This window comes from Arthrobacter sp. FW306-04-A, from assembly GCF_044358315.1.
Lineage (GTDB): Bacteria > Actinomycetota > Actinomycetes > Actinomycetales > Micrococcaceae > Arthrobacter.
In genome coordinates, this window is sequence record NZ_CP084559.1 from 2,432,853 (window position 1) to 2,457,020 (window position 24,168).

The window sequence follows — 24,168 nt, forward strand, 5'->3', positions numbered from 1 at the left end:
CGCGTTTCACCGCTTGCATGCATCAAGGTTGACGAATGCATCCCAAGCGTTTTCCGGCACCCATCTCCCGATTGGGAGCCGGAGTTGTCATGGCAGTGGCAGCTACTGGACTTGCTTTCATTGTCCATGCCCTGCTTCCCCCGATCCCTGCCATGACAGCGGCTGTAGCGCTGGGTCTGTTAGCTGCAAATATACCGGGCACAGCCGCATGGGCCGCCGGACGCGCCCGCCCGGGCCTTGACTTCGCCGGCAAGCACCACATGCGGGCAGGCATCGTCCTGTTGGGCTTGAAGGTCAGCGTTGTTGACGTCCTTGACCTTGGCTGGTTCGCGCTCGTCCTGATTGCCGCCGTCGTGCTGCTCAGTTTCGCTGGCACGTACGGACTCGCCCGCCTGGTAAATCTTCCGCGCGAAGGTGCCCTGTTGATTGCAACCGGATTCTCCATCTGTGGCGCCTCGGCGATCGGTGCCATGGCCGCGGTGCGCCGCATCAAGCACCAGGACACAGTCTTGCCTGTTGCCCTGGTGACCCTCTGCGGCACGCTCGCCATCGGCGTCCTGCCCCTGCTCATGCACCCTTTGGGGCTGAGTCCTGAACAGTTCGGTGCCTGGACCGGCGCTTCCGTGCACGACGTCGGTCAAGTAGTTGCCACGGCACAGACCGCGGGTCCGGCGGCGCTGGCCATCGCCGTCGTCGTCAAACTGACGCGAGTGATCCTGCTGGCTCCCATAGTTGCCGGGGCCGGCCTCACGCAACGATGGTCGATGCGGCGGAAGTCACGCAACGGCAACGAGGCGAACGACGACGGCGGCAAGTTCCCGCCGATCGTTCCCCTCTTCGTCCTCGGATTCATCGCCATGGTGGCCGCCCGCTCGCTGGGATGGCTCACTCCCGGCGTCCTGGAAGCCGCGGGAGCAATCCAGGACATACTGCTAGCCTCCGCCCTGTTCGGACTAGGTTCAGCGGTCCGCGTCCGCACGCTGTTGCTCACCGGGGGCCGCGCCGCGCTGGTTGCCTTGGGCTCGTGGTTCCTCATCGCGTTGCTGGGCCTGGGCGCAGTCTTGCTCATGATTAGATAGCTGAGTGTCGAATCACAATCTGGCGCGCGCTGAGGCCGCCACCCGTTCAGCCCTCATCAGCACGCACAGCTACGATGTCTCCCTCGACGTCCGTGAGGCCGCCGACCCTGATGTGCCGGGGTACACGAGCCGCAGCGTCATCAACTTTTCCGCCGAACCTGGTTCCTCCACGTTCTTGGATTTCATCCACGGCGGAGTGCACAGCGTCTTCCTCAACGGAAAAGGCCTCGAGGTCGCCAGGGTGGTGGACGGCGACAGGATCCGCCTCGACAATCTCCAAGCTGAAAACCAAGTCACGGTCACGGGAACGGCCCTTTACAGCCGCTCCGGAGAGGGCATGCACCGCTTCGTCGATCCTGCCGACGGACAGTGCTACCTCTACACGCAATACGAACCGGCGGATGCCCGCCGCGTGTTCGCGAATTTCGAGCAGCCTGACCTGAAGGCCGAATTCACGTTCCATGTCATGGCCCCTTCCGGCTGGCACGTGGCCTCGAACGGCGCAGAGTCCGCCCGGACACAACTGACCACCGATCCCGCCACAAGCCGCTGGGACTTCGCCACCACCAGGCGGATGTCCACCTACATCACCACGGTGCTGGCCGGTCCCTACTTCCGGGCCACGGATCACTGGAGCAAGACGCTCGACGACGGGACCAGCCTTGAGGTTCCGCTGGCGCTTTATTGCCGCGCATCCATGCAAGAGTCCTTCGATACCGCGGAGCTTTTCCGGCTGACGAAGAACGGCTTGGACTTCTTCAACGATCTCTTCGACTATCCGTATCCCTGGGGCAAGTACGATCAAGCGTTCGTGCCGGAGTACAACCTCGGTGCCATGGAAAATCCCGGCCTTGTCACTTTCACGGAGAAGTACGTCTTCACCTCGCGCGCCACCGATGCCCAGTACCAGGCCCGCGCAAACACCCTCATGCACGAGATGGCCCACATGTGGTTCGGCGACCTCGTGACCATGACCTGGTGGGATGACCTCTGGCTCAAGGAATCCTTCGCCGACTACATGGGCACGCTCGGCGTTGACAAGGCCACGGACTGGGACACCGCCTGGGTGAATTTCGCGAACAAACGCAAGTCCTGGGCATACCTGCAGGACCAGTTGCCGACGACCCACCCCATCGTTGCGGACATTCCCGACCTGGAGGCCGCCAAGCAGAACTTCGACGGCATCACCTACGCAAAAGGTGCATCCGTCCTCAAGCAATTGGTGGCTTACGTCGGCTTCGAGGCCTTCATTGACGGCTCGCGGCGCTACTTCAGAGATCACGAGTACGGCAACACAACCCTGGCCGACCTCCTCGAAGCATTGAGCGCAGCATCAGGCCGGGACCTTGGAACGTGGGCCCACCAGTGGTTGCAGACTTCAGGGATTTCCACCGTGACGGCTGAGATCTCAGGGGGCAGCCTTGTCATGGAGTCAGTCACTCTGCGCCAGGACTCCGTGGACCCCATCACGGGCAGGCAGGAACACCGCCCTCACAGGCTCCGGATCGGTCTCTACGACTTCGATGACAGTGGCAGGTTGCTCCGAACCGGTGTGGTCGAGACCGATGCCCAAGGCGCCGAGACCGCGGTGGAGGCACTGGCGGGCAAGCCGCGGCCGGCCCTTCTCCTCGTCAACGACGACGACCTCAGCTATGCGAAGATCCGCCTGGATGCGGGGTCTGAGGCAACAGTCCGTTCCGCCTTGGACCGACTCAACGATCCGATGGCCCGGGCACTCTGCTGGACAGCCCTGTGGGATTCAGCGCGCGACGCCGTCACGCCAGCGGCGCTGTACGTCACCGCCGTCGAACGCTTCGCCCCCGCAGAGTCAGGAATCGGCGTGCTGCTGAACATTCTGGGCAACGCTGTGACTGCTGTCGAGCGTTACGTGCCGGCGCAGCAACGCAATGCCGTCCGCGGGAGCCTGCTTGAGACCAGCGGGCGGCTACTGCGCACAAGCGAGCCCGGTTCGGACCAACAACTTGCCTGGGCCAGGACCCTGGCCGAGCTGTCGCGCCGTGATCCCGCCTACGTGGAGTTCCTCCGCGGCATCCTCTCCGGCGGCGTAATTGTGGACGGCTTGACGGTGGATGCGGATCTACGGTGGAGCCTGTGGCAGGCCCTTGCAGCGAATGGCTCGGCCGAGCTGCCGGAATTGGATGCCGAACTTGCCAAGGACCGCACGGCATCCGGCCGCGAAGGCCATGCACTGGCCGCCGCTGCCCGTCCCGATGCCGCAGTCAAGGCAGCTGCATGGGATGCCGCAGTGAACAACACCACGCTCTCGAATGAGATTCTGAGCGCGACGATCGCAGGTTTCTCCGTTTCCCCGTCGGGACTACTGGACGGGTTCATGGAACCGTACTTCGATTGCTTGGAAAGCGTCTGGGAGTCCAGGAGCATCGAGATCGCAGGCCGGATTGTGCGGGGTCTTTTCCCCTCAGCCCAGGACCTCGCCCCGGGCATGATCCCGGCGGATCACCCGGTGCTCCTGCGCACGGACGATTGGCTTGCGACGCACTCGGGAGCCCCGAGGGCCCTTCGGCGCATTGTCATAGAGCAGCGGAGCCATTTGTTCCGCGCCTTGGAGGCTCAAACCGCCGGCTGAGTTCCGGGCGACGCCGACGCTTCCCCGGCCGGGCCGGCGTTGAACCTGGGGGTCGCCAGCATCGTCTTTAGATGCAAGCCCGGCGCTCCGCATGGGCCTTTCTTGAGGACGGTTACCATGAAGATTCCTCGCCCGGCGCTTGCCGTCGCAGCACTGGGCACCACCCTATTGCTCGGAGCCTGCTTCGGCGGACAGCCCGCCACTCCAGCGCCGGTTGCCCCACCAGTGAGCAGTGTGCCTTCTACCAGCACACCGGCACCTTCGCCGAACGTCACCACCGGGACTCCCCCCTCGCCGTCGACCTCCCCGACAGCGACGCCGATCACGCCGCCGGCTGCCCCGCCTGGCGTCGTTCCGCCCTCCATCGTCCCACAAGCTCCAGTCCCGCCAGCCGTCGTTCCCCCACCGGTACAGACGCCACCGCACATGGTTCCGCCACCCCCGCGGCACCCCAATGGCGGCGACCACGACGATGACGACAACGGCGGACCGGACGACGGCGATGGAAACCGGTAGCGCTCAAGCTCGCTCCAGGGCAACGCTGTCCGCAAGGATATCTGTGATCGCGGCTAGCGGGATCATAACCATGGCAGCGTGCAGTTCCGCTGTCCAGAATCCGCCGCAAACTGTTCTATCCGCAGAAGCGCCGTTCGCGTGGTTCAACGCCGAACCGGCCCCCGCAGGGTGGAAAACCATCGAACTTCCGGACGGCACCGCGGTGCTTTCAATCCCACCCGACGCCAGTCCTGCGGAAAGCGACCCCGGGAGCGTATCCGCAGCCGTCATGTCCTCCACCGGCGAACTGCGGATATACCTCAATGCCACACCCCGGCAGAGCAGCGAGTCGCTGGACAATTGGAACACCTTCAGGCTGGATCACCTGGCGGATGAGAACTCCTCATCGCCGACCAAAATCGCTGACCGTACCGGAATGGCTTTCCGCGGAGGCACGGGTTCCTGCGTGGACGACAGCTATGTAACCCACGTCGGCAACAACCGCTACCGTGAGATTGCCTGCTTCGTGGCGGGTCGCCGGGGCAGCAGCGTCCTCATCGCGGCGGCTCCCGCCGATTCATGGCCGCTCTACGGCCCGGTCCTGGAACAGGCAGTGAATGCGTACCGGGCCGAGTAGGTGTTGATCAGCCCTTGGGAACATAGGCTATTAGGGAACACGGTGCAGCCATTCCTCGGTACCGAACTTTGACTGCACCCGCTCCCGCGCCGTTGCCAATTCGGCGTCGGTGATGCGGGACTCCGTGGCCCCGTAGCGCTCGATGAAGACCTCCTGCATGGCCCTGATGATTTCCGTCCTTGCCAAGCCGGTCTGCCGTCGCAACGGATCCACGCGCTTCTTGGCACTCCGGGTGCCCTTGTCGGAGAGTTTCTCCTTGCCGATGCGCAAGACCTCCACCATTTTGTCGGCGTCGATGTCGTAGCTCATGGTGACGTGGTGCAGCATCCCGCCGTTGGCGAGGCGCTTTTGCGCGGCGCCGCCGATCTTGCCTTGCTCGGTAGCGATGTCATTGAGCGGGATGTAGAAGGCGGTAATGCCCAGTTTTTCCAGCGCAGCCATGACCCACGCGTCCAGGAACGCGTACGAGTCGGCAAAGCTGATGCCATCCACCAGGCTCTGTGGCACATAGAGCGAATAGGTGATGCAATTTCCGGCCTCCATGAACATGGCTCCCCCGCCGCTGATACGGCGGACCACAGTGATGCCGTGGCGTGCGACGCCGTCGGAATCCACCTCGTTGCGGAAGGACTGGAAGCTGCCGATCACCACTGACGGCTCTTCCCAGTCCCAGAAGCGCAAGGTGGGGTTGCGGAGCCCGGCTCCCACCTGCTCGGTGAGGACCTCGTCCAAGGCGACGTTGAGGTGCGTGGGAAGGACCGACGGCGGGATGACCTCCCACTGGTGGTCCGCCCAGCCGCTGGCCTTGGCAAGCGCCCGGCGGACAGCAATAGCCACGGCATCGGCGGAAAAGCCGAACAGGACCGAGTCTGCAGGCAATGCATCGCTGACGGCGGCGGAGATCTCTCCCGGCGTCGAACTTTCCGGAAGGTCCGTGAGCGCCCGGTTGATGTCCATCAGAGCCTCGTCCGGTTCCAGGAAGAAGTCGCCGCTGAGCGAGACGCGGGCGAACCGCCCGTCCACGACGTCGAGGTCAACGACCACGAGCTTCCCCCCGGGGACCTTGTATTCGCCGTGAAGTTGCTGCTCGCCTTGCTCGAAAGCCATGCTGGAAGTCATGGCTTCCATCCTGCCGGAAAACGCAAAAGCCCGCAGCCACCGAAGATACGGCAGATGCGGGCTTTCACCAAAGCTTGGAGGTGAAGTTGATTACTTCTTGCCGCCGAAGCCCTTGAAGCGAGCGTTGAAGCGCTCGACGCGGCCTGCAGAGTCCATGATGCGCTGCTTGCCCGTGTAGAACGGGTGGGACTCCGAGGAGATTTCGACGTCGATGACCGGGTAGGTGTTGCCGTCTTCCCACTCGATGGTCTTGGAAGAAGACACGGTGGACTTGGTCAGGAACTTGACGCCGGAAGCCAGGTCGTTGAATACAACAGCTTCGTACTTCGGGTGGATATCAGACTTCATAATGGGACCTTATTGTTCACGCAGCTGGATTTTGCCAGCTGCCAGGTATGAATGGATTTGGTCCGCGCACTGAAAATAGATACCCAATGCCGGGCCAACAATCAATCATAGCGGAAACCGCACTTTGCTTGAACCACCCGCGCCAGCCTCGCAGCCGCAGTTCCCAGAAAGCCACGGCGGGGGCGGCGACGTTGAGCGGGGACACGAGCACGGCGTCCACCCCGAGAGCGGCCGCGGAACGGAAGATCGCGCCGACATTGGAGGGTGTCGCAATCCGCTGCGGCGGCGGTTATACGGAACTGGACAAACGCCGCGCCGAACTCCTCTTCCAAGTCCTCACCGAACGAGAAGAAAAAGCGTCAGTCAAGATCGCTTCCAATGAGTCGTTCTCCGGCTGGACCAAAACCTTCACCGACCCGCGACTCTGCGCCGCGATCGCTGACCGGCTAACCTTCAACGGTACCGTCATCGAAACCGGAACCGACTCATACCGACTGGCCCACACCATCGCCCTACAGGCCGTCAGCTAGCGAATGGGCGTGCTGTGAAGGGAACCGAAGACGACGGCCCCGATGATGAACATGAGCGCCTGGGCAATCCCCGGCACCAAATCGTGGCTCTCAGCTTTCGTGGTCTGGGTGCTCATGCTCTTGGTTCCGCTTCCATACCCGGCCGGGCCTGTCCGCGCCTTGGTCTGTTTTCTCAAGTCTCTTACCTGGATTCAACTGGTGCAACAGGAATCACTCCACGAAGTGCAGTGCTCACCGACACACCAAATGCACCAGGCTGCGACGCATGCAACGCCCCATCAGGCATGGACCTATCCTATGAGTCCGTCCGAAACCTCATACCCACGCGAGCTCCCGTTAACCGCCAACTGCGGGCAGTTTATTGCGGAAGTACGTTCGCGGCCCGAGGGAAGATCCGCCAACGCATCGATGTTTTCGGTTCACGGAATCACCACAACATTAACCTGTCAGAGACGGCTTCCGGCACAGCCTGGACCCAGGTGATCCTGTCATCAGAAAAGGCGGACCGCGTGTCGGTCACGGACCCGTCGGCACGGAATCCAAGGCAACGGCGGTCTCCTCAGGGCTTACCGGTTGATTCCAAGGTTCGGTGTCTTGCGACTACGGTCAGGGCGGTCAGGGCCATTGCTGCAAACCCGATTCCGAATGCCCAAGGTACGCCGAACCGGTCGATGATGATTCCGGCCACCGCGGCCGATGCGGCGAACGATCCCAGGGCAACCGAGGTAACCGCCGTAAAAGCCTCGGTGAGAGTGCCTCCCGGAGCAAGGTCCTCCAGTAGGCCGAAGTAACAGACCGCAACCGGCCCTATCGATGTTCCGACAAGGAAGACCGAGACTACGAGCAGCGGGAGGGAAGGCATCACAGCGCAGAGGGCCAAGGCGGCCGCTGCGGACGCGAGGAGCAGTGCCAGCCTTGCCCACGGGCGCCCGGCCCAGCGCCGCAAACCGTACGCGAACGTGCCGACCAGACTCCCCACCGAGAGCGCCCCGTAGAGCAGCGGTGCGCCTTCAGCAGCGCCGACGTTCGCAGCGAAGGCGGCCGACGGAACCTGAGTTAGGGCCGTAAGAATACCTTGGCCGAAGCCGACCAGCACGATGGTCCTGACCCCTTTCGACCCAAGAGCACCCAGAAGGCGACTCCGTTCCCTTAATACGGGCTTCCAGCCCCGTGACGCCTTGCTGGCGGAAAGCAGATATGCCCCGGCTGTGAAGCACACTCCGGCGAGAAGCACGCCGAACGACGGGTTGGCAACCACCAGGACTGCCGCTAGCAGCAGGGGCGCGACAATGATCGGCGCTTCGAACAAAATCGAAGACAGAGCCGTCGCCACGTGCCGCTGCTCTGGTCCAACGAGTATCGCCCAGAGAGATCGCAGACTAGCCCCGACCTGCGGTTCGCCAACACCTGCACCGAACGCCACCAAGCAAATGACCCATACAGGCCAGCCGGAACCCACCCCGACGACGAGAAGCACGAGGAGAACAAGCTGAATCGTTGCCACCGGAATGAGCACTCTCGGTTGTCCGAATAGGTCGATCAGCCGGCCTTGGAATGCCATCCCGAGCCCCGTCCCTAGACCGAGCACCCCGACGACCAGCCCTGCACCTGAGAAGCCAGCGCTGGACTGCTGGACCATGAGCAGGACGGATAGGCCGAGCATTCCGATGGGTAAGGTGGCCAGCATGGTTCCGACCACGGGCAACGCAGCGCCTGGCGCGCGCACAACGTCTGCATAACGCGACACCGCCGCTCCAACCCCACCAAGCGTCATCGTGGTTACCTCCGAACTCGTCATTGACCCGGTGCTGCGTTCAGGCTATCGGTTCACGGCAGCGAGAACGTGTCAGTGTCCCTGGGCAGCAGCGGTTCTTCGAAGACGCTGTCCACCCTGTCTTCTGAGAAGAAACCAATGGCAGTGACAGGGGATTCCCCAGCGTTCGTTATGTCGTGGATGACACCAGGCGGGATGACGACAATCGAACCGGCGACGAGCAGTGCCCGCTCGTCGCCGACCCGCGCCTCGACGAGACCCTCAACAATGTAGATGACCTCCTCGGCGCTGTCTGTGTGTCGCCCGGTCCGTTTGCCCGGCTCGATCCGGAAGTAGATCACGATCGACTTCCGGCCGGTAGATCCACCGTTGACGGTCCCTCCGTGTAGCCCAATCGTGGCGTCGGTTTTCCCCCAGTCGGGAGAGAGGCTCATGGAAGGGAGGTGCGCGCTGATCATGGCTCAGATCTCCACCAGCCGCTCGGTAACGAGTTGTCGATAGAAGGCCATAGTGGAGCGGCCTGCGCCCTCAAGCTGCTGGGCTAGCTCATGGGCCAGGACGACCGCAGAGACGCCAAGCTGCGGGGCACCACCGCTGGCGAAGAGCCTGATTGCCTCCCGGAGGGCCCGGACATCGTTAGGGGGACGATGAGCATCGGCCCGTATCCTTCAAGCAGGTGCGGGACGTTTCCTGAGCGGCTGGCGATGATGGGCACACCGCTGATGAGCGCCTGGGCTGCCGAGAGAGAGTACGGCTCTCCATGTGCCCCCGCGTGGATTGTGGGGTGGAGGACCAAGTCGACCTGATCGAGCGCGCCCCAGCTCTCCGCGAGGCTGTAGTGGATCATTCGAATGCGGTCCTCTGCCTGCCACGGCTCCATGCGCGAGAGCAACTCCGGGCTGAGTCCTGTTGGCCAGATCAGGTGCTTCGTCCCGGCATGTAGGAAAGACAGGTCGCCCAATACATCGCTCCAACAGCACAGGCAAAGCCGGAACATAGACAAGGCCGGGTCAACGCCCCAAAAATCCCGCTGAAGCGCGTCCGGCTATCCGGTTTCGAGCCAGCGGGTAAACCGCACTTGGTCTACCTCTGGCATGGGCCAGTTCGAGGGCTTCACCCAAATGACGGTTCCGCGCCCACAGATGCGTTGACCTTCGTACATGCGCAGCTCATCTCCAGGACCTACCTCTTTCCAAGCCGGCAGGCCGCCAAAGAACAGAGGCACGATCACGGCGCGAACCGTTTCCCCAGGATGAATGTCCTCCCGGGAGAAGCCCAATACCGGTGCAGCCGTCTGTTCGCCGTCGGGCCAGCCGGGAAGACCCCAATTCGGGCGGTAATTGAACCTCGTCTCGACAGCGGAGCCACCTAACAGAGGCATTCGCCTACCGCCATTTGCCGTCGGCGCAAAACTTAGGTCAATCCCAATCACCACCGCGGCACACGACGGATGATGCCATGCCACCGCCGAAGACGCCGAAATCGATTGCTGACAGGGCAGGACATGGCGTTGAATGTGCCTTATGGTCGACTGGGTTCTAATCTCCAACCTCGGCACCGCTCTCGGCACGACGGTGCTCGCCGTCGCAACGTTCATTTCCACGAGATCGGCCAACCGGTCGGCGCGGCTGGCCGAGCGCGCCCTGCTGAACGGTTTGCGCCCCATCCTGCTGCCCTCCAACTGGTCGGACGCCCCGCAGAAGGTGCGGTTCATGGAAGGCAAGTGGATGGTGGTGCACGGGGGCCACGCCGCCCTAGAAATGGCCGACGACGCCGTATACCTGTTGATGTCTGTTCGCAACGCCGGTGCAGGGGTGGCGGTCCTGCACGGCTGGCACCTGCCTCCGGACGCCAGGGCGCCGCTGTCTCGGGTCGAGGAGTTCCACCGGCTGACCCGCGACATCTACGTGCCGGCCAACGACGCCGGGTTCTGCCAGGTCGCTATCCGGGACCCGGAGTCGGCCGACTACCGTAACGCAACCGAGGGAGCGGCCGGTGACGGCTTCGCTGTCGACGTGCTCTACGGAGACGCCGAAGGCTCGCAGCGTGTTGTCTCTCGCTTTTTCATTACTCCAGGACCTGCCGGCCTTGGCCATGAAGGCTCGCCGAGTGGCTGCTGATGGTCTCCCGTCACTGGAACCTGGACCTGCCCGCGCCGCGCGGCTGAGAACAGAATCCGGGGGATAAGTGCGCGGTTTCCACCCGGCCTGTCGAGAGGCTGGGGCGCTGGTCGTATTTGCTGTTGTACTGCCAGGTAACGTTCATGTCCTGCCCGGTGCCGCGGATGTGGAACAGCCGGCCGGTGAGGCGTTGTGATCTGCGCCTCGCGCGGATAGGCGGGGGTGCACCGTCTGCGGCAAGGGGCACGTCGTCCCCAGCCTCGCCCGTCAATGCGAGCGATGGCATGGGGACGTCGGGCTCAATCCTGAAGGGAATCATCCTGCAGACGTACCGGCCCGCCGGACTCCCCCGGTACGCGTCCGACCCCACCAAGTGAGAACCAGGAAACCATCATGACTGCCATCTACACCCGGGACGTGTTCACCGCCCTCGACGGCTTCGGCTCGTACAACGCCCACGGCGACTGGGGTGGTTACTGGGGCAAACAAGGTCCCGAGTTCCTGGATCGCCGCGCCGCGCAGTACGGCGAGGAACTGCGGCTGGTCCTCGGAGCGAAATAGCAGCGGAGAGTCATCTGCGTTGACAGGTGCCCGAAGGTTGCTTTCGTAGCGGCCGGGGTGGGTGCTGCCGAGGACGACGGCGATGCGGAGCTCGGACATTGACTTGCTCCTTGGGGTGGTGCGTTCTGTAGGTGAGGTCGAGAATGGTTGGGAGAAGCAGAGATCCAGCGGCGCGAGGAGGCAACGAGATGGACGGCATAGCCGATCGGCCGGGGATCCGCGAGTACGCGGCGGACGGGATTGTGGTGACCTGGGAACCGGGACGATGCGAGCACGCCGCCGAGTGCGTCCGCGGGCTGCCGCGAGTCTTCGACCGCGACCGTCGGCCGTGGATCGATGCCACGGGGGCGGCGGTCGATGAGATCGTGACTGTGATCGATCGCTGCCCGAGCTTCGCGCTGGGCTACCGGACCGGCGACGGCCGGAAGCGCACCGCACCAGCCGCCTGAGGGCCGCGGTCAGACGCGGCGGCGGGTACCGATCGTCATGGACCCGAGCCAGACGAGTCCGGCGATCAGGTGCATCGTCGCGAGTGTCCACCCGGTGGCAGGCTGCGGCGCGAAGAGGACGGGCACAGGTATCGTTGCGATGGCGACCGCGAGCCCTGCCCATGCCAGGACGGTCCGCAGCCTTCTATTCCTGCGGGCGAGAAGCCAGGTCGGGATGCTGGCGAGCACCAGCGGGAGGACGGTCGTGGTCAGGACTGTGACGAGGGTGACCGAGGCCGTCGTTCCCGCCATGACGACGGTCATGTCCGCGCCGGCAGCGTTGCCGATTCGGAAGACGACGGCGTTGGCGACGGCGGCGACCGCGGTTGCGATGAGGCCGCGCCTCCAGATTGGCGGTGCGATGGTGTGGACGGGGGCGGTGCCGGTGGTCATGGCATTTCTCCTGTGGTTGGCATTTTGTTCTGTCCCGTTCGCTCAGTCGCCGAGATGCCAGCCAGACGCGGCCAGCCATCCGGGCAGGTCGAGGAGGTCGGGGACGAGCGCGCGGGATGCTTCGAAGTCGGCCTGAAAAGCGGGAGTGTCGGTGAGCCATCGGTACATCGCGACCATGTCGCCGAACGCGGCGACCGACTCAAGCGGCAGCGCCTCGTAACGGGCGGGAAGGTCGGCATATCCGCCGATGGCCTCCGCGATCTGGGATCCGGTGAGTGAGTCGCCCGCGATCTCTACGCTCGCGCCTTCGACGCTCGCGCCGCCGAGCAGGATCGCCGCGGCGGCGATGCCAATGTCCCGGACGGCCACGATCTGAAGCGGAACATCACCGGGCATCGCCATCCGGACGACGACCACGGCGTTCTCAACGTTGGTGGAGTACCTCGCCAGGTTGTCCATGAACAACACCGGACGCAGGAAAGTGTGATGGATGCCGAGGGCCTCGATTCGCTCCTCGACCCGGCGCTTACTCTCGAAGTGCGGCACCCCGGACTCCCGTTCCGCCCCACCCACGGAGCTGAACACCAGATGCGGCACTCCGGCGCGCGCCGCGGCGTCCGCGATCGAGATTCCCGTGGCGGTCTCGTGCTCTGTGCCGCCGGGCAGAGGCGTGGTCATCGCGAACGCTGCATCCACGTCGGCGAAGAGCGCGTCCAATGACGCCGCGTCACCGGCATCGCCGGCCACGAGCTCGACGCCGCGGTCCGCGAGTGCGACGGCTGCAGACTTGCCCGCGTCGCGGACCAGTGCGCGGACGCGGGCACCGCGCTCGAGTAGTGCGTTCACGACGCAGCTCGCTGAGCCCCAGCCAACCGCTACACGGTGGACTGCTGACTTAGACGAGAAACACACTTTCGAGGTCCTGAATCACATGCAGCAAGGACGTCTCCGGGCTCATTCCCTCACACCTGCCACGGCGGGAAAGAAGCCACCAACGTACTAAATGAGATGGGTCGCTGCTGTGCCACAAAGATGTCCACAGATAGGCCGGAACGCGCGTCATTCCGGGGATTTTGGTACCCACCTCCTATATCAACTTTGGTGGTACGGAGTTCTTGCGGCCACGCCGGAGACCGCTGTTAGATGGGTCCATTCGCCGGTCTATTACTGGCATCCGACTTCCTGCCATTCGTTACCTGGTCGCATAGAACGCCACGGCCGACGACGCAGCAACATTCAGCGAATCAACGCCGTTCATCATCGGAATCGTCACTCGGGCATCCAGCAATTGATCGGTCTCAGGCTTCAGCCCGTCGCCTTCGGTTCCGAAAACCAGCACAAGGTTTTGATGATCTTGGGCCACCAGCTCATCAAGAGTGATGGCTCCCTCCCCCAGAGACATGCCCGCTACGAAGTAGCCCGCCTCTTTCAGCTGTTCGATACTGGCCGGCCACGATTCGATCCGCGTCCACGGCACCTGGAACACTGTTCCCATGCTGACCCTGATCGAGCGACGGTACAGCGGGTCAGCGCATTGCGGTGTGACTAGCACAGCATCGACCCCGATCGCCGCTGCCGACCTGAACACAGCTCCAACATTCGTATGATCGGTAAGATTTTCCAGGATCGCGATCCTGGAACGCCCTCGCGCACGAACGCGATCGGACTCTTGTACTTTGCAATCACCCACGTTCGTGTGGTCGACCACGTCCTCCAACACAGCCACACGGTGCGCGCCGGCGAGGAGTTCTTCAAGGGGCACCGGGGCCGGGCGATGCATCGCTGCCATTGCACCTCTGTGTAAATGGAACCCCGTGATTTCTTCAAGCAGGGAGGCCTTGCCGATGTAGACCGGGACCTCGGGGAATTGTTGGAATACGTCGTCGAGGTCCTCCAGCCACTTTTCCGCCAGGAAGAAGGAGCGGGGCCGATGCCCGGCCGCGAGGGCACGCCGAAGCACTCGGGATGACTCGGCAATGTACATGCCCTCCGCCGGCTCGCGGAGCTTGCGGAGATGCACATCCGTGAGTTGCGTGTAGTCAGCAACGCGCGGATCGTCGGCGGTTTCGAGGTAGTGGAAGGTCACCGGGTTCCTATTTCAGCAAGTTGGCGATCATGAAGCCGAGTGCCACGATGCCGAGCGCGAAAATCACAATGCGGAGGGCGAGAGGTTTCAAGCGCCGCCCCACTTTGGAGCCCACAAGACCCCCGATCAACGAACTGACGGCGATGATCGCGACGACCGGCCACTCGATCCGGCCGAAGGCGAACAAGAGGTAGGAGCACGCAGCCACCACGTTGACGGCCAACACCAGGATGTTCTTCATGGCGTTCGCGTTCTGGATGGTGCCCGTCATGAAAACACCCAGAATGCCGACCAACAGGATGCCTTGGGCAGCTACGAAATAGCCACCGTAGATTCCGGCGAGCAACACCAGCACAACGAGGATAACCGTGTGCCGCTTATCGTGGATGGCGTGCTCCGGGTTGCCCGCCCGGTCCTGGACCCACCGCTGGAGTCTGGGTTGGAAGAGCACCATGAGCAGCGCCACCACGATCAGGATGGGAGCGACGTAGTAGAAGACCTTCTCCGGGAGGTGCAGCAGCAGCCAAGCGCCGGTGATTGCGCCCAGCACCGAAGCGGGCAGCAGCCGCAACAGTTGCCGGCCCCTGCCCCTGAGTTCGTGCCTGTAGCCCCATGCCCCTGTGGCGCTGCCTGCAACAAGACCCATGGCGTTGCTGATGGTCGCCGTGACAGGCGCGTAGCCCAGGGCGATGAGAACCGGGAACGTCACCAGTGTGCCCGAGCCGACCACGCTGTTGATGGTTCCGGCCCACAAGCCCGCGAAAAAGATCAGGATGCCGCTAAGGATCTCCACTGTTTCTAGGTGCCCGTGCCTAGCGGCGGGCGGTGGCCGTGTAGCGGCCGGAGTTCTCCGTCACGTCCAAGGCCAGGCCGAAGGTGTTGCTGAGGTGCTCTGCGGTCAGGACCTCCTCGATGGGTCCTGCGGCCACCACGCCGCCATCGCGGAGCAGCATGGCGTGGGTGAATCCCGGAGGAACTTCTTCAAGGTGGTGCGTCACGAGAACCATGGCGGGAGCGTCCTCGTCGCGGGCGAGCTCGCCGAGTTTGTGGACGAGCTCTTCGCGTCCGCCGAGGTCCAAGCCGGCGGCCGGCTCGTCCAAGAGGAGCAGCTCAGGATCGGTCATGAGGGCCCGGGCGATCTGCACGCGCTTGCGCTCGCCTTCGGAAAGCGAAGAGAAGGACCGGTTCAGCAGCGGCCCCATGCCCCATTCGTTGAGGAGGCCGAAGGCCCGGCGCTCGTCGTCGCGCTCGTATCCCTCGCGCCAGCGGCCGGTCACGCCGTAGGCAGCGGTGACCACAACGTTCAGCACGTTTTCTTGTTCCGGGATCTGGGTGGCCAGGGCCGCGGAGGAAAGGCCAATGCGCGGACGGAGCTCAAAGACATCCACCCGGCCCAGGGTCTCGTCAAGGATCCCGGCTTTCCCACTGGTGGGATGCATCCGGGCGGCGGCGATCTGGAGGAGAGTGGTCTTGCCGGCACCGTTAGGGCCAAGGATGACCCAGCGTTCGCCTTCATTGACCTGCCAGTCAACCTTGTCCAGCAGGGTCTTGGTACCTCGGACAACGCTGACGGAAGCCAATTCCAGAACATCACTCATAGGAGTAGACACTAGGACAAAAACGGGGGCGATGGATAACCGAAACTTCGGTCACACTGTTCGCACGCAGGATTGAATGAAACAGGAATTCGGGCGGCGGTTCCGGGCTGGCTAAGATTGCAGCCATGAGTTCGAACTTGACCGCGGTCAGCTATGGCGTGAATTTGTCCCTTTCGGAGCTCGAACACCTGCGCAAGGTGCTGTCCGGCTCGGGGGCTTCCTTCACGTCCGAGACGCATTCGGGTGACGAGCGCTTTGCGGTGTACACCATTGGCTTGGCCGTTGACGGGGCTACTGCCGCCGACTTGTCCGGCATCCGGCGCCAGGTGGCAGATGCCGCGGCTCCCGGCATGGACACCGCAATCGTGGCCGACGCCCTGCGTGATGCCTCCCGCAAGCTGCTGATCATGGACGTCGATTCCACCCTGATCCAGCAGGAAGTCATCGAACTGCTTGCTGCACACGCCGGCAAGCGCGAGGAAGTAGCCGCCGTCACTGAGGCCGCGATGCGTGGCGAACTGGACTTCGCGCAGAGTCTGCATGCCCGGGTGGCAGTGCTAGCAGGCCTGCCGGCCGCCGTCGTCGACGCCGTCCGTGCCGAGGTGCGCTTGAGCGAGGGGGCAGCGGAACTCGTCGCTGCGTTCAAAGCCGCGGGCCATGCGGTGGCGGTGGTGTCAGGCGGCTTCAATCAGATCCTGAAGCCTATCGCCGAGGAACTCGGGCTGGACTACTGGATCGCAAATGAACTCGAGATCGTTGGCGGCGTCCTGACGGGCAAGGTCATCGGCGACGTCATCGACCGCGCAGCCAAGGAGAAATACCTTCGCGAGTGGGCGGCCGCCGAGGGGATCGACCTGGAGCACACCATCGCCGTGGGCGACGGCGCGAACGACCTCGACATGCTGGGCGCAGCGGGCATCGGTGTCGCGTTCAACGCGAAGCCTGCCGTCCGGGCGGTCGCCGATGCCGCCATCAACATGCCCTACCTTGACGCGGTCCGGCATATCGCCGGCGTGTGAGCTGAACTCACGTGCGACGAAGAAGCGGCCGGGACATTGTCCCAGCCGCTTCTTCGTGTTTGAAAGCTATCAGGCGATTTTGCCGAAGTAGTCGGCGCCGCCAACATACTCGGTGTGGCCGCTCTCGACGTCGGCAGTCACCATTTTGGCGACCTCGGCGGCGAATTCCTCGACGGAGTACAGCTTGCCGGCCTCGGCGCGGCGGGCCTCAATGGCACCCGGGTTGGAGCGGTCAAGCAAGGTGGCCGTTACAGTGCCCTCGATCATGTCGCCGGAAACGACAACGAGGGAGATGCCTTTGTCGGCCAGATTCGGGAGCAGTTCGCGCAATGCGTCTTCACCGGCGCGCTTGCTACGGGCGACCGGCTCGTACTCGGGCATTGTGGGCACGGTCTCAACGAAATGTGCCTGGTGACTGGTGACGAAGACCACACGGGAACCTTCCGGCATCAGCGGAACTGCTGCGTTGAGCATGTTGATCTGGGCGTCACGGTTCAACTTGAGGGCGTAGTCCTCTTCCATGCCGGATTCCATGCCGCCGGAAGCGTTGAGCACCAGAACGTTCAGCGAACCGAACTCCTCCATGGCGGCGCTGGCAAGCGACTGGACACCTTCCTGGGTGGTCAGGTCCGCGCCGACGGCGACAGCACGGCCACCGGCTGCTTGGATCTGGCCCACTACCTTGTTGGCCCGGGGGGCCTTCTGCCGGTAGTTGACGACGACAGCAGCGCCCTCGCCGGCCAGGATTTTGGCTACTTCAGCGCCGATGCCGCGTGAAGAACCGGTGACGATTGCCGTCTTGTTGTCCAGCAGTCCCATTCGTGCTCCTTTTGTTCAAAACATCCAAGTTTTATTAGTCCTGAGTCAATCATGCCAGCGGGCTTCCTCATTCCGTCTGTGGTTTTCCCACAAGAACCAGTGGACGTGTTTTGCGCTTTCGCCAACACGCCCTGCCGCCCCAAGGAAGGACCTAGTGGCCCATCCCCAAGCCGCCGTCCACGGGGATGACAGCACCGGAAATGTATGCGGCTTCGTCACTGGCAATCCAGCGGACCACGTTGGCCACCTCGGAAGCCTCGGCAAAGCGGCCGGCCGGAACACTCGCCAAATACGCCTTCTGGGTGTCTTCGGGAAGCTCGGCGGTCATGTCCGTATTGATGAAACCCGGTGCAACCACGTTTGCCGTGATGCCACGGCTGCCAAGTTCCCGGGTGAGGGAACGGGCGATGCCCACCATGCCCGCCTTCGAGGCCGAGTAGTTGATCTGTCCCGGGGCGCCGTAGAGGCCCGACACGGAGGAGATCAGCACAACCCGGCCCTTGCGCATGCGGATCATGCCCTTCGAGGCCCGCTTGATGACCCTGAAGGCACCCGTGAGGTTGGTGTCGATGACAGAAGTGAAGTCGTCCTCGCTCATGCGCAAAAGGAGCGTGTCCTTGGTGATGCCGGCGTTGGCTACCAAAACCTCCACCGGCCCGTGGGCAGCCTCGACTTCCTTGAACGCGGCGTCAAGCGAGGCCTCGTCGGTCACATCGGCCTTGACGCCAAGGATGCCCTCGGGAAGGGGGGTTTCGCTGCGGTACGTCACGGCGACTTTGTCGCCGTTGGCGAGGAATGACTCTGCGATAGCCAGGCCGATGCCGCGGTTTCCGCCCGTGATGAGGACACTGCGGGCGGTTGATACTGCTTCAGACATACTGCTCTCCAGAGTTCCGCGGCACCACTGTGCCGCTTGAAAGTGGGTGATTTCCTGCATCGATCTTAGCCGCCGGCAGCCCCTGGCCGCGGGTAGCTGCGCACGGCGCGGTTTGGGAGGCCCGTTCCGGAGTGAGAGAATTGAGGGGAGCCGTTGGAGCGTGATGAATCAGCCGTGACAAGAGATAGCAGTCCCCTGCAGGCGCCCGGGGACCCGGACGCCGTTTCAGGTGACCCCGTGGTGCACAGCATTACCGATGCCGCCTCTGCCCATTCGGACGATATGCGCGAACGAATGATCAAGTATGCGGTGGCCATGGGTATCCGCATGGTGTGCATCATCCTCATTTTCGTGGTTGATGGCTGGTTCAAGATCATCGCCGTTGCCGGGGCCGTGTTCTTGCCTTGGATCGCCGTTGTGATCGCCAATGGCAGCGACAAGGCCGAAATCCACAGCGATGCTTTATTGGATTACGTGCCGGCGGTCGAGCTGGAAGCGTCACCTGAGACAGAATCGGAGTCGCCCGCGGCGACTGTGACGGTGTTGGAAGGTGAACTGATCGACGACGACGCCACGCACCAGGACGATTCCCGCCCGGAAACGGAAGGCATCGTCGGCAGCGGCAAGCTCAAATATCCGCATAGCGGGGAAGAACAGGCGGCTTCATGAACATCTTCACAATGGGCGGCCTTGGCTTGGAGAATGAGCAGCAAGCCGGTCATCGCGGGTCACTCGCCGCGGTGTGCTCGCGCAAGGCCTGCCGGGCAGAGGCCACGTGGCAGCTCTTGTGGAACAACCCGCGCATCCATACTCCCGATCGCCGCAAGGTGTGGCTTTCCTGCCAGGATCACCGGGAATGGCTGGAGGACTACCTGCAGACCCGCGGCCTGTGGAAAGAGACGATACCCTTCGAGAAGACCACAGACCCAGGCGAGGCCCGCTGAATGTACCGCTTTCTTTTTTCCAGCAAGTGGCTGGGCTACTTCGTTCTGGCCGTGATCTTTGCTGCGGGCTGCGTTTTCCTGGGTCGTTGGCAAATGGATCGCCGAGCCGAAACGTTGGCGGAAATCAACCGTGTTGTCAGTAACTATTCGGCCACTCCCCTTCCCTTCTCCGCCGCCAAGGCGGAGTTCCTGTCCTTGGACCCGGAGCGGGAATGGACACAGGTTGAGCTGCGCGGAAGCTATGACGTGTCGGGCCAACGCGTTGTCCGTAACCGGCCTCTCAACGGCCAGCCCGGATATGAGGTAGTGGCCCCGTTCCGTTTGACGAGCGGCGAAGCCGTGGTGGTTGATCGCGGTTGGCTGCCCATCGGAAACAAGACTCCCGGCCACCCTGACAGCATCCCGGCCCCGCCGGCCGGCGAGGTCACCGTCGTCGCGCGTTTGAAGGCCTCGGAACCGAAGCTGGACCGCGGCGCCGTCGACGGCCAACTGGCATCCATCGATCTGCCTTCCTACGCCGCAGAACTCGGCTACCCCGTCTTGACCGGGGCCTATGGGCAGCTGGCCACGGAATCGCCTGCTGTCCAGCCAATGCCCGCACCGTTCCCCAAGCCGGCCACGGACGAGGGTACCCACCTGTCCTATTCCCTGCAGTGGTTTGCCTTCGGCGTGCTGATGTTCGTCGGGTTTGGCTATGCGGCCAGGCAACAGGCGCGCAATGCCCGGATTGATGCCGAAGACGAGGAAGAAGAAATCAGTGCGATGCCTCGTCGCAAGGCCCCCGCGCCACGGAAGTCAAAGCGGCCAACGGCCGAAGAAGAGGAAGACGCGATCCTGGATGCACAAGGCTACTGAGGCGATCCCCTCCCCCGTCCTGAACGTGAAGTTCGCGTTGACCGCTGCTGGTGCCCAGGACACGGTGCGCACTTTCGACGACGGCGTCCCGACGGCGGCCGCCGCGGCTTCCCTGCTGGGCTGCGATGTCGCGGCGATCGCCAACAGCTTGGTCTTCGAGCTCGACGGCGCGCCCCTGCTGATTCTCGCGAGCGGAGCCGCGAAGGTGGACACAGCCTTGGTCGCGGCAACCTTGGGTACGGCCAGGATCCGCCGCGCGAGCCCGGACTTCGTCTTGGAACACACGGGCCAGGCCGTGGGTGGCGTGGCTCCCGTCGGCCACCCGCAGCCCATACGCACCATCCTCGACATATCCCTTCAGGTGCATCCGCTCCTTTGGGCAGGTGCGGGCGACCATAACTCGATGTTTTCCATCAGCTACAGCGAGCTCCAACGGATTACGGCCGCGCAGCCGTTGCAGGTCCGCTGAATTGCAGGTTCGCTGAGCCACTGATCCGCTGGGCGGTTGATCCGATGGCGCCTGGGGCTAGGCTGGTGGGCATGGCTGAATACACGTACGTCACGTACATCGAAGGAACCCCGGACCGGATCTGGACGGCGCTAACGGATGCCGCCCAGACAGCTGAATACTGGGGCCACGCCAATGTCTCGGACTGGAAAGCAGGTTCACGCTGGGAGCACCAGCGCACGGATGGTTCCGGTACCGCGGACGTCGTAGGCACGGTCCTGGAGGCAACGCCGCCCCTGCGGCTCGTGAACACCTGGGAAGATCCGACGGTTCCCGAAGTTGGGAAGCCGGACGTGGTCACGTTCACCATTGAGTCACATGACGGCATCGCCAGGCTTACCGTCCACCACAGGAACATCGCCGACGACGAGCAGCTAGCCATTGCGAGCCGAGGTTGGTCGGCGGTCCTGTCCAATCTGAAGAGCTACATCGAACTCGGCCGGCCCCTTGCTTCCGTGCCGTGGGAAATGCCCTGAGGCGGTCCCTTAAGCGCGGGTAATCCTAAGCGAGGGTGATGAGGTCCAAGTAGTCTTCGTTCCAGTGGTCCTCGACGCCGTCCGGGAGCAGGACCACGCGTTCCGGGTTCAGCGCTGCCACAGCGCCTTCGTCGTGGCTGACAAGCACGACGGCGCCTGAATAGTTTCGCAGGGCGCCCAGGATCTCAGCGCGGCTGGCGGGGTCAAGGTTGTTGGTGGGCTCGTCCAGAAGCAGCACGTTCGCGCTCGAGGCCACAATCGTGGCGAGGGCCAGTCGCGTCTTCTCACCGCCGGAAAGCACGCCGGCCGGCTTGTCGACGTCGTCGCCCGAGAACAGGAACGAGCCGAGGATCCCGCGGACCTCAGCGTCCTTCATGTCCGGGGCGGACGAACGCATGTTCTCCAGGACAGTGCGGTCGTGGTCAAGGGTTTCGTGCTCCTGGGCGTAGTAGCCCACCTTGAGGCCATGGCCCGGGACGATTTCGCCGGTGTCCGGTTTGTCGACTCCAGCAAGCATGCGCAGGAGGGTGGTCTTGCCCGCACCGTTGAGGCCCAGGATGACCACCTTGGAACCGCGGTCGATTGCGAGGTCAACGTCCGTGAAGATTTCCAGGGAGCCGTAGGACTTGCTCAAGCCCTCAGCGGTGAGCGGAGTCTTGCCGCAGGGAGCGGGATCCGGGAACCGCAGGGCTGCCACGCGGTCATGCTCACGGACTGCTTCCAGGCCGCCAAGCAGCCGCTCGGCACGCTTTGCCATGTTCTGCGCTGCCACGGCCTTTGTGGCCTTGGCGCGCATTTTGTTGGCCTGGTCCATGAGGACCTGGGCCTTCTTCTCGGCATTGGCGCGCTCGCGCTTGCGGGCACGTTCGTCAGTTTCACGCTGTTGCAGGTAGCGCTTCCAGCCCATGTTATAGAAATCGATCTGGGCCCGGTTGGCGTCCAGGTGGTAGACCTTGTTCACTGTGGCCTCGAGGAGCTCCACGTCGTGGCTGATCACAATCAGCCCGCCCTGGTGGCCCTTCAGGAAGTCACGGAGCCACGTGATGGAGTCGGCATCGAGGTGGTTGGTGGGTTCGTCCAGGAGGAGGGTTTCGGCGTCCGAGTAGAGGATCCGGGCCAGCTCCACGCGGCGGCGCTGGCCACCGGAGAGTGTCTTGAGCGGCTGGTTGAGGAGGCGCTCGGGGAGAGCCAGGTTGGAGGAAATAGCCGCGGCTTCGGCCTCGGCGGCGTATCCGCCTCCTGCGAGGAACTCGGTTTCCAGGCGATCATAGCGGTTCATGGCCTTGCGCTGGACGGTGGCGTCATCGCTGGACATGTCCGTTTGTGCCTGTTTCAGCTTGCCCACCACCACGTCGAGGCCGCGGGCGGAAAGGATCCGGTCGCGCGCGAGCTGTTCCATGTCCGGGGTCCGCGGATCCTGGGGCAAGTAGCCAATCTCACCACTGCGGGCAACCTTTCCTGCCGCGGGCAGTCCCTCGCCGGCCAGGACGCGCGTGAGAGTGGTCTTGCCCGCACCGTTCCGGCCGACCAGGCCGATCTTGTCCCCCTTGTCCACGCGGAAGCTGACCTGATCCATGAGCAGGCGGGCGCCAGCGCGCAGTTCGAGTTCCTGGACGGTAATCAATTCGGGGGATGCCTTTCAACGGGGAACACCCGCGGCACCGGAGGTCACGGCGCAGCTGAGGTGGAGGGGGCCGAACAAACGGCCTTTTCGATTCTACCGCCCGCCGGGTCCCACGCTCGCCAGGGCGAAGGCCGGCCGCGCATGACCCCGGAGTGGTAAGCACCCTTGCTACTACTTTTGGCGCGTGGTTAGGTGAAGGTAGGACCCAGTGGGGAGCGCCGGCATTCCGGGGCTCCGAAGATGGGTCCGATTGGGCGATTTCGAGGGAGGCTCTCGATGAGCAGTGCAACAGGATCCGATGGCAAGCACGTCCGAGCCGACCGCGGCCAGGATGTAAACCCGGACGCCGTCGAACTAAGGCGTGACGGCGTTGACGATGTACGCGGAGTTGACGATCTACGTGGAAGTCACCCTGGCTACGTTGACGACACGAGCAGCTATCCAGTTGTTCCCGCCGCTTCCGACCCAAGCGCCGCCACCCGTGAGACCGTTATTGCCCGCGAAAAGGAACGCTTCGGCGGAATCAAGATTGGCTCCGCCTTCTTCGGCTGGCTGACCGCCACGGGGATGGCCGTGCTACTAGTGGCCCTCCTCGCAGCGGCGGGGATCGCCGTTGGACTTGCAAACAACGCAAACGTCAGTGACGCGGTGAATCTAGGGTCATCGCAGACTGTAGGGATCGCAGGGATCATCGCGCTCTTGGTGATCCTGTTCGTCTCCTATTATTGCGGCGGCTACGTTGCCGGACGAATGGCCCGGTTCAACGGCGTCAGGCAGGGGTTCATGGTCTGGCTTTGGGCAATTATTGTGGCCGTCCTGGTGGCATTGCTGGGCTGGGTCGCGGGACAGCGGTTCAATATCCTCGCCAACGTGAACAGCTTCCCGAGGATTCCCGTGAATGAGGGACAGCTGGGCATAACCGGCATCATCGCCGCCGTCGTCGTGGCAGCGGTGACCCTCGTCGCTGCTGTACTGGGCGGACTGGCCGGCATGCACTACCACCGCAAGGTGGACCGCGCGGGCTTCACCCCGACGGAAGAGCAAGTGGAGGCTTAGCCAAAAGCGGCTATGGCTGCAAACAGCGCCGTCCTTTGTACCTTGGCCCCAAGGCCGTGCAGCGCTGCTCGTGGACACCCTACAAAATGCCGTATCCGGCTGCTCTGTAGTGTCGGTTTCAGGGGATTCATTCCGCCCCAGGCATCAGACAGGA

27 protein-coding genes and 1 pseudogene are annotated in these 24,168 nt (G+C 63.4%); 15 read left to right on the plus strand and 13 right to left on the minus strand.

Annotated features, from left to right (window positions below; translation table 11 throughout):
* The first annotated feature begins 35 nt into the window (after window positions 1–35).
* From LFT43_RS11135 to LFT43_RS11150, 4 genes are all read left to right on the plus strand, one after another.
* On the plus strand, window positions 36–1,079 hold the full coding sequence (locus LFT43_RS11135) for a YeiH family protein (protein WP_395796763.1): 1,044 nt from the start codon (window positions 36–38) through the stop codon (window positions 1,077–1,079).
* 4 nt (window positions 1,080–1,083) lie between these two features.
* Window positions 1,084–3,687, plus strand: a complete 2,604-nt coding sequence (gene pepN / locus LFT43_RS11140; protein ID WP_395796765.1) for an aminopeptidase N — start codon at window positions 1,084–1,086, stop codon at window positions 3,685–3,687.
* A gap of 117 nt (window positions 3,688–3,804) precedes the next feature.
* Window positions 3,805–4,203: a hypothetical protein gene (locus LFT43_RS11145; RefSeq protein ID WP_395796767.1), complete on the plus strand. Its 399-nt coding sequence runs from the start codon at window positions 3,805–3,807 to the stop codon at window positions 4,201–4,203.
* A gap of 43 nt (window positions 4,204–4,246) precedes the next feature.
* A complete protein-coding gene (locus LFT43_RS11150; RefSeq protein ID WP_395796769.1) occupies window positions 4,247–4,819 on the plus strand; it encodes a hypothetical protein in 573 nt (190 codons plus the stop codon).
* A gap of 30 nt (window positions 4,820–4,849) precedes the next feature.
* On the opposite strand, the gene LFT43_RS11155 is transcribed toward LFT43_RS11150, so the two are convergent.
* The gene (locus LFT43_RS11155) at window positions 4,850–5,947 is read right to left on the minus strand and encodes a biotin/lipoate A/B protein ligase family protein (RefSeq protein WP_395796771.1); all 1,098 of its coding nucleotides are present in this window, start codon (window positions 5,945–5,947) and stop codon (window positions 4,850–4,852) included.
* A gap of 81 nt (window positions 5,948–6,028) precedes the next feature.
* The gene (locus LFT43_RS11160; protein ID WP_009358283.1) at window positions 6,029–6,286 is read right to left on the minus strand and encodes a type B 50S ribosomal protein L31; all 258 of its coding nucleotides are present in this window, start codon (window positions 6,284–6,286) and stop codon (window positions 6,029–6,031) included.
* A gap of 287 nt (window positions 6,287–6,573) precedes the next feature.
* Between LFT43_RS11160 and LFT43_RS11165 the strand changes: the two are divergent.
* Window positions 6,574–6,816, plus strand: a pseudogene (locus LFT43_RS11165) (ATP-binding protein); the annotation flags it as partial.
* Window positions 6,817–7,375: 559 nt separating this feature from the next.
* Here the strand turns inward: LFT43_RS11165 and LFT43_RS11170 are convergent.
* The 3 genes from LFT43_RS11170 to LFT43_RS11180 form a co-directional block, all read right to left on the minus strand.
* Entirely contained in the window at window positions 7,376–8,563 is a 1,188-nt protein-coding gene (locus LFT43_RS11170; RefSeq protein ID WP_395796774.1) for an MFS transporter, read from the minus strand.
* An 80-nt stretch (window positions 8,564–8,643) separates the two neighbouring features.
* Complete coding sequence (locus LFT43_RS11175; protein ID WP_395796776.1) at window positions 8,644–9,024, minus strand: cupin domain-containing protein; 381 nt, start codon at window positions 9,022–9,024, stop codon at window positions 8,644–8,646.
* Between the two features lie 107 nt (window positions 9,025–9,131).
* Window positions 9,132–9,437, minus strand: coding sequence for a hypothetical protein (locus LFT43_RS11180; RefSeq protein ID WP_395796778.1), 306 nt, complete (start codon window positions 9,435–9,437; stop codon window positions 9,132–9,134).
* A 676-nt stretch (window positions 9,438–10,113) separates the two neighbouring features.
* Between LFT43_RS11180 and LFT43_RS11185 the strand changes: the two genes are divergently transcribed.
* The 3 genes from LFT43_RS11185 to LFT43_RS11195 all read left to right on the plus strand — a co-directional run bounded on the left by LFT43_RS11185 (window position 10,114) and on the right by LFT43_RS11195 (window position 11,720).
* Window positions 10,114–10,710 carry a hypothetical protein gene (locus LFT43_RS11185; protein ID WP_395796780.1) on the plus strand — a complete coding sequence of 199 codons (597 nt, stop codon included), beginning with the start codon at window positions 10,114–10,116 and terminating at the stop codon, window positions 10,708–10,710.
* 393 nt (window positions 10,711–11,103) lie between these two features.
* Window positions 11,104–11,271, plus strand: a complete 168-nt coding sequence (locus tag LFT43_RS11190; protein WP_395796782.1) for a hypothetical protein — start codon at window positions 11,104–11,106, stop codon at window positions 11,269–11,271.
* 188 nt (window positions 11,272–11,459) lie between these two features.
* A complete protein-coding gene (locus LFT43_RS11195; RefSeq protein WP_395796784.1) occupies window positions 11,460–11,720 on the plus strand; it encodes a (4Fe-4S)-binding protein in 261 nt (86 codons plus the stop codon).
* Window positions 11,721–11,729: 9 nt separating this feature from the next.
* Here LFT43_RS11195 and LFT43_RS11200 read toward each other — a convergent pair whose 3' ends face one another.
* The 5 genes from LFT43_RS11200 to LFT43_RS11220 form a co-directional block, all read right to left on the minus strand.
* Window positions 11,730–12,152, minus strand: a complete 423-nt coding sequence (locus LFT43_RS11200; protein WP_395796786.1) for a DUF6069 family protein — start codon at window positions 12,150–12,152, stop codon at window positions 11,730–11,732.
* 42 nt (window positions 12,153–12,194) lie between these two features.
* Window positions 12,195–12,998: an NmrA family NAD(P)-binding protein gene (locus LFT43_RS11205; protein WP_395796788.1), complete on the minus strand. Its 804-nt coding sequence runs from the start codon at window positions 12,996–12,998 to the stop codon at window positions 12,195–12,197.
* Window positions 12,999–13,344: 346 nt separating this feature from the next.
* Entirely contained in the window at window positions 13,345–14,238 is an 894-nt protein-coding gene (locus tag LFT43_RS11210) for a TrmH family RNA methyltransferase (RefSeq protein ID WP_395796790.1), read from the minus strand.
* 7 nt (window positions 14,239–14,245) lie between these two features.
* Window positions 14,246–15,031: a sulfite exporter TauE/SafE family protein gene (locus LFT43_RS11215; protein WP_395796792.1), complete on the minus strand. Its 786-nt coding sequence runs from the start codon at window positions 15,029–15,031 to the stop codon at window positions 14,246–14,248.
* A gap of 19 nt (window positions 15,032–15,050) precedes the next feature.
* A complete protein-coding gene (locus LFT43_RS11220) occupies window positions 15,051–15,836 on the minus strand; it encodes an ABC transporter ATP-binding protein (RefSeq protein WP_284762480.1) in 786 nt (261 codons plus the stop codon).
* Between the two features lie 125 nt (window positions 15,837–15,961).
* Here LFT43_RS11220 and serB point away from each other — a divergent pair, with 125 nt between their 5' ends.
* On the plus strand, window positions 15,962–16,855 hold the full coding sequence (gene serB, locus LFT43_RS11225) for a phosphoserine phosphatase SerB (RefSeq protein ID WP_395796795.1): 894 nt from the start codon (window positions 15,962–15,964) through the stop codon (window positions 16,853–16,855).
* A 69-nt stretch (window positions 16,856–16,924) separates the two neighbouring features.
* Here serB and LFT43_RS11230 read toward each other — a convergent pair whose 3' ends face one another.
* Window positions 16,925–17,674, minus strand: coding sequence for an SDR family oxidoreductase (locus LFT43_RS11230; RefSeq protein ID WP_395796797.1), 750 nt, complete (start codon window positions 17,672–17,674; stop codon window positions 16,925–16,927).
* 151 nt (window positions 17,675–17,825) lie between these two features.
* Entirely contained in the window at window positions 17,826–18,551 is a 726-nt protein-coding gene (locus tag LFT43_RS11235; RefSeq protein ID WP_234749389.1) for a beta-ketoacyl-ACP reductase, read from the minus strand.
* A 153-nt stretch (window positions 18,552–18,704) separates the two neighbouring features.
* On the opposite strand from LFT43_RS11235, the gene LFT43_RS11240 reads away from it, so the two are divergent.
* From LFT43_RS11240 to LFT43_RS11260, 5 genes are all read left to right on the plus strand, one after another.
* A complete protein-coding gene (locus tag LFT43_RS11240) occupies window positions 18,705–19,220 on the plus strand; it encodes a DUF3099 domain-containing protein (RefSeq protein WP_395796799.1) in 516 nt (171 codons plus the stop codon).
* Entirely contained in the window at window positions 19,217–19,495 is a 279-nt protein-coding gene (locus LFT43_RS11245; RefSeq protein WP_395796801.1) for a hypothetical protein, read from the plus strand. Before LFT43_RS11240 ends, LFT43_RS11245 begins: the two co-directional genes overlap by 4 nt.
* The gene (locus tag LFT43_RS11250; protein ID WP_395796803.1) at window positions 19,496–20,350 is read left to right on the plus strand and encodes an SURF1 family protein; all 855 of its coding nucleotides are present in this window, start codon (window positions 19,496–19,498) and stop codon (window positions 20,348–20,350) included.
* Window positions 20,334–20,819, plus strand: a complete 486-nt coding sequence (locus LFT43_RS11255; protein WP_395796805.1) for a YbaK/EbsC family protein — start codon at window positions 20,334–20,336, stop codon at window positions 20,817–20,819. The genes LFT43_RS11250 and LFT43_RS11255 overlap by 17 nt, the downstream gene beginning before the upstream one ends.
* Before the next feature lie 71 nt (window positions 20,820–20,890).
* Window positions 20,891–21,334 carry an SRPBCC domain-containing protein gene (locus LFT43_RS11260; RefSeq protein ID WP_395796807.1) on the plus strand — a complete coding sequence of 148 codons (444 nt, stop codon included), beginning with the start codon at window positions 20,891–20,893 and terminating at the stop codon, window positions 21,332–21,334.
* A 25-nt stretch (window positions 21,335–21,359) separates the two neighbouring features.
* On the opposite strand, the gene LFT43_RS11265 is transcribed toward LFT43_RS11260, so the two are convergent.
* The gene (locus tag LFT43_RS11265; protein WP_395796809.1) at window positions 21,360–22,958 is read right to left on the minus strand and encodes an ABC-F family ATP-binding cassette domain-containing protein; all 1,599 of its coding nucleotides are present in this window, start codon (window positions 22,956–22,958) and stop codon (window positions 21,360–21,362) included.
* Window positions 22,959–23,234: 276 nt separating this feature from the next.
* Here LFT43_RS11265 and LFT43_RS11270 point away from each other — a divergent pair, with 276 nt between their 5' ends.
* The gene (locus tag LFT43_RS11270) at window positions 23,235–24,014 is read left to right on the plus strand and encodes a hypothetical protein (RefSeq protein WP_395796811.1); all 780 of its coding nucleotides are present in this window, start codon (window positions 23,235–23,237) and stop codon (window positions 24,012–24,014) included.
* The last annotated feature ends 154 nt before the right edge of the window (window positions 24,015–24,168 follow it).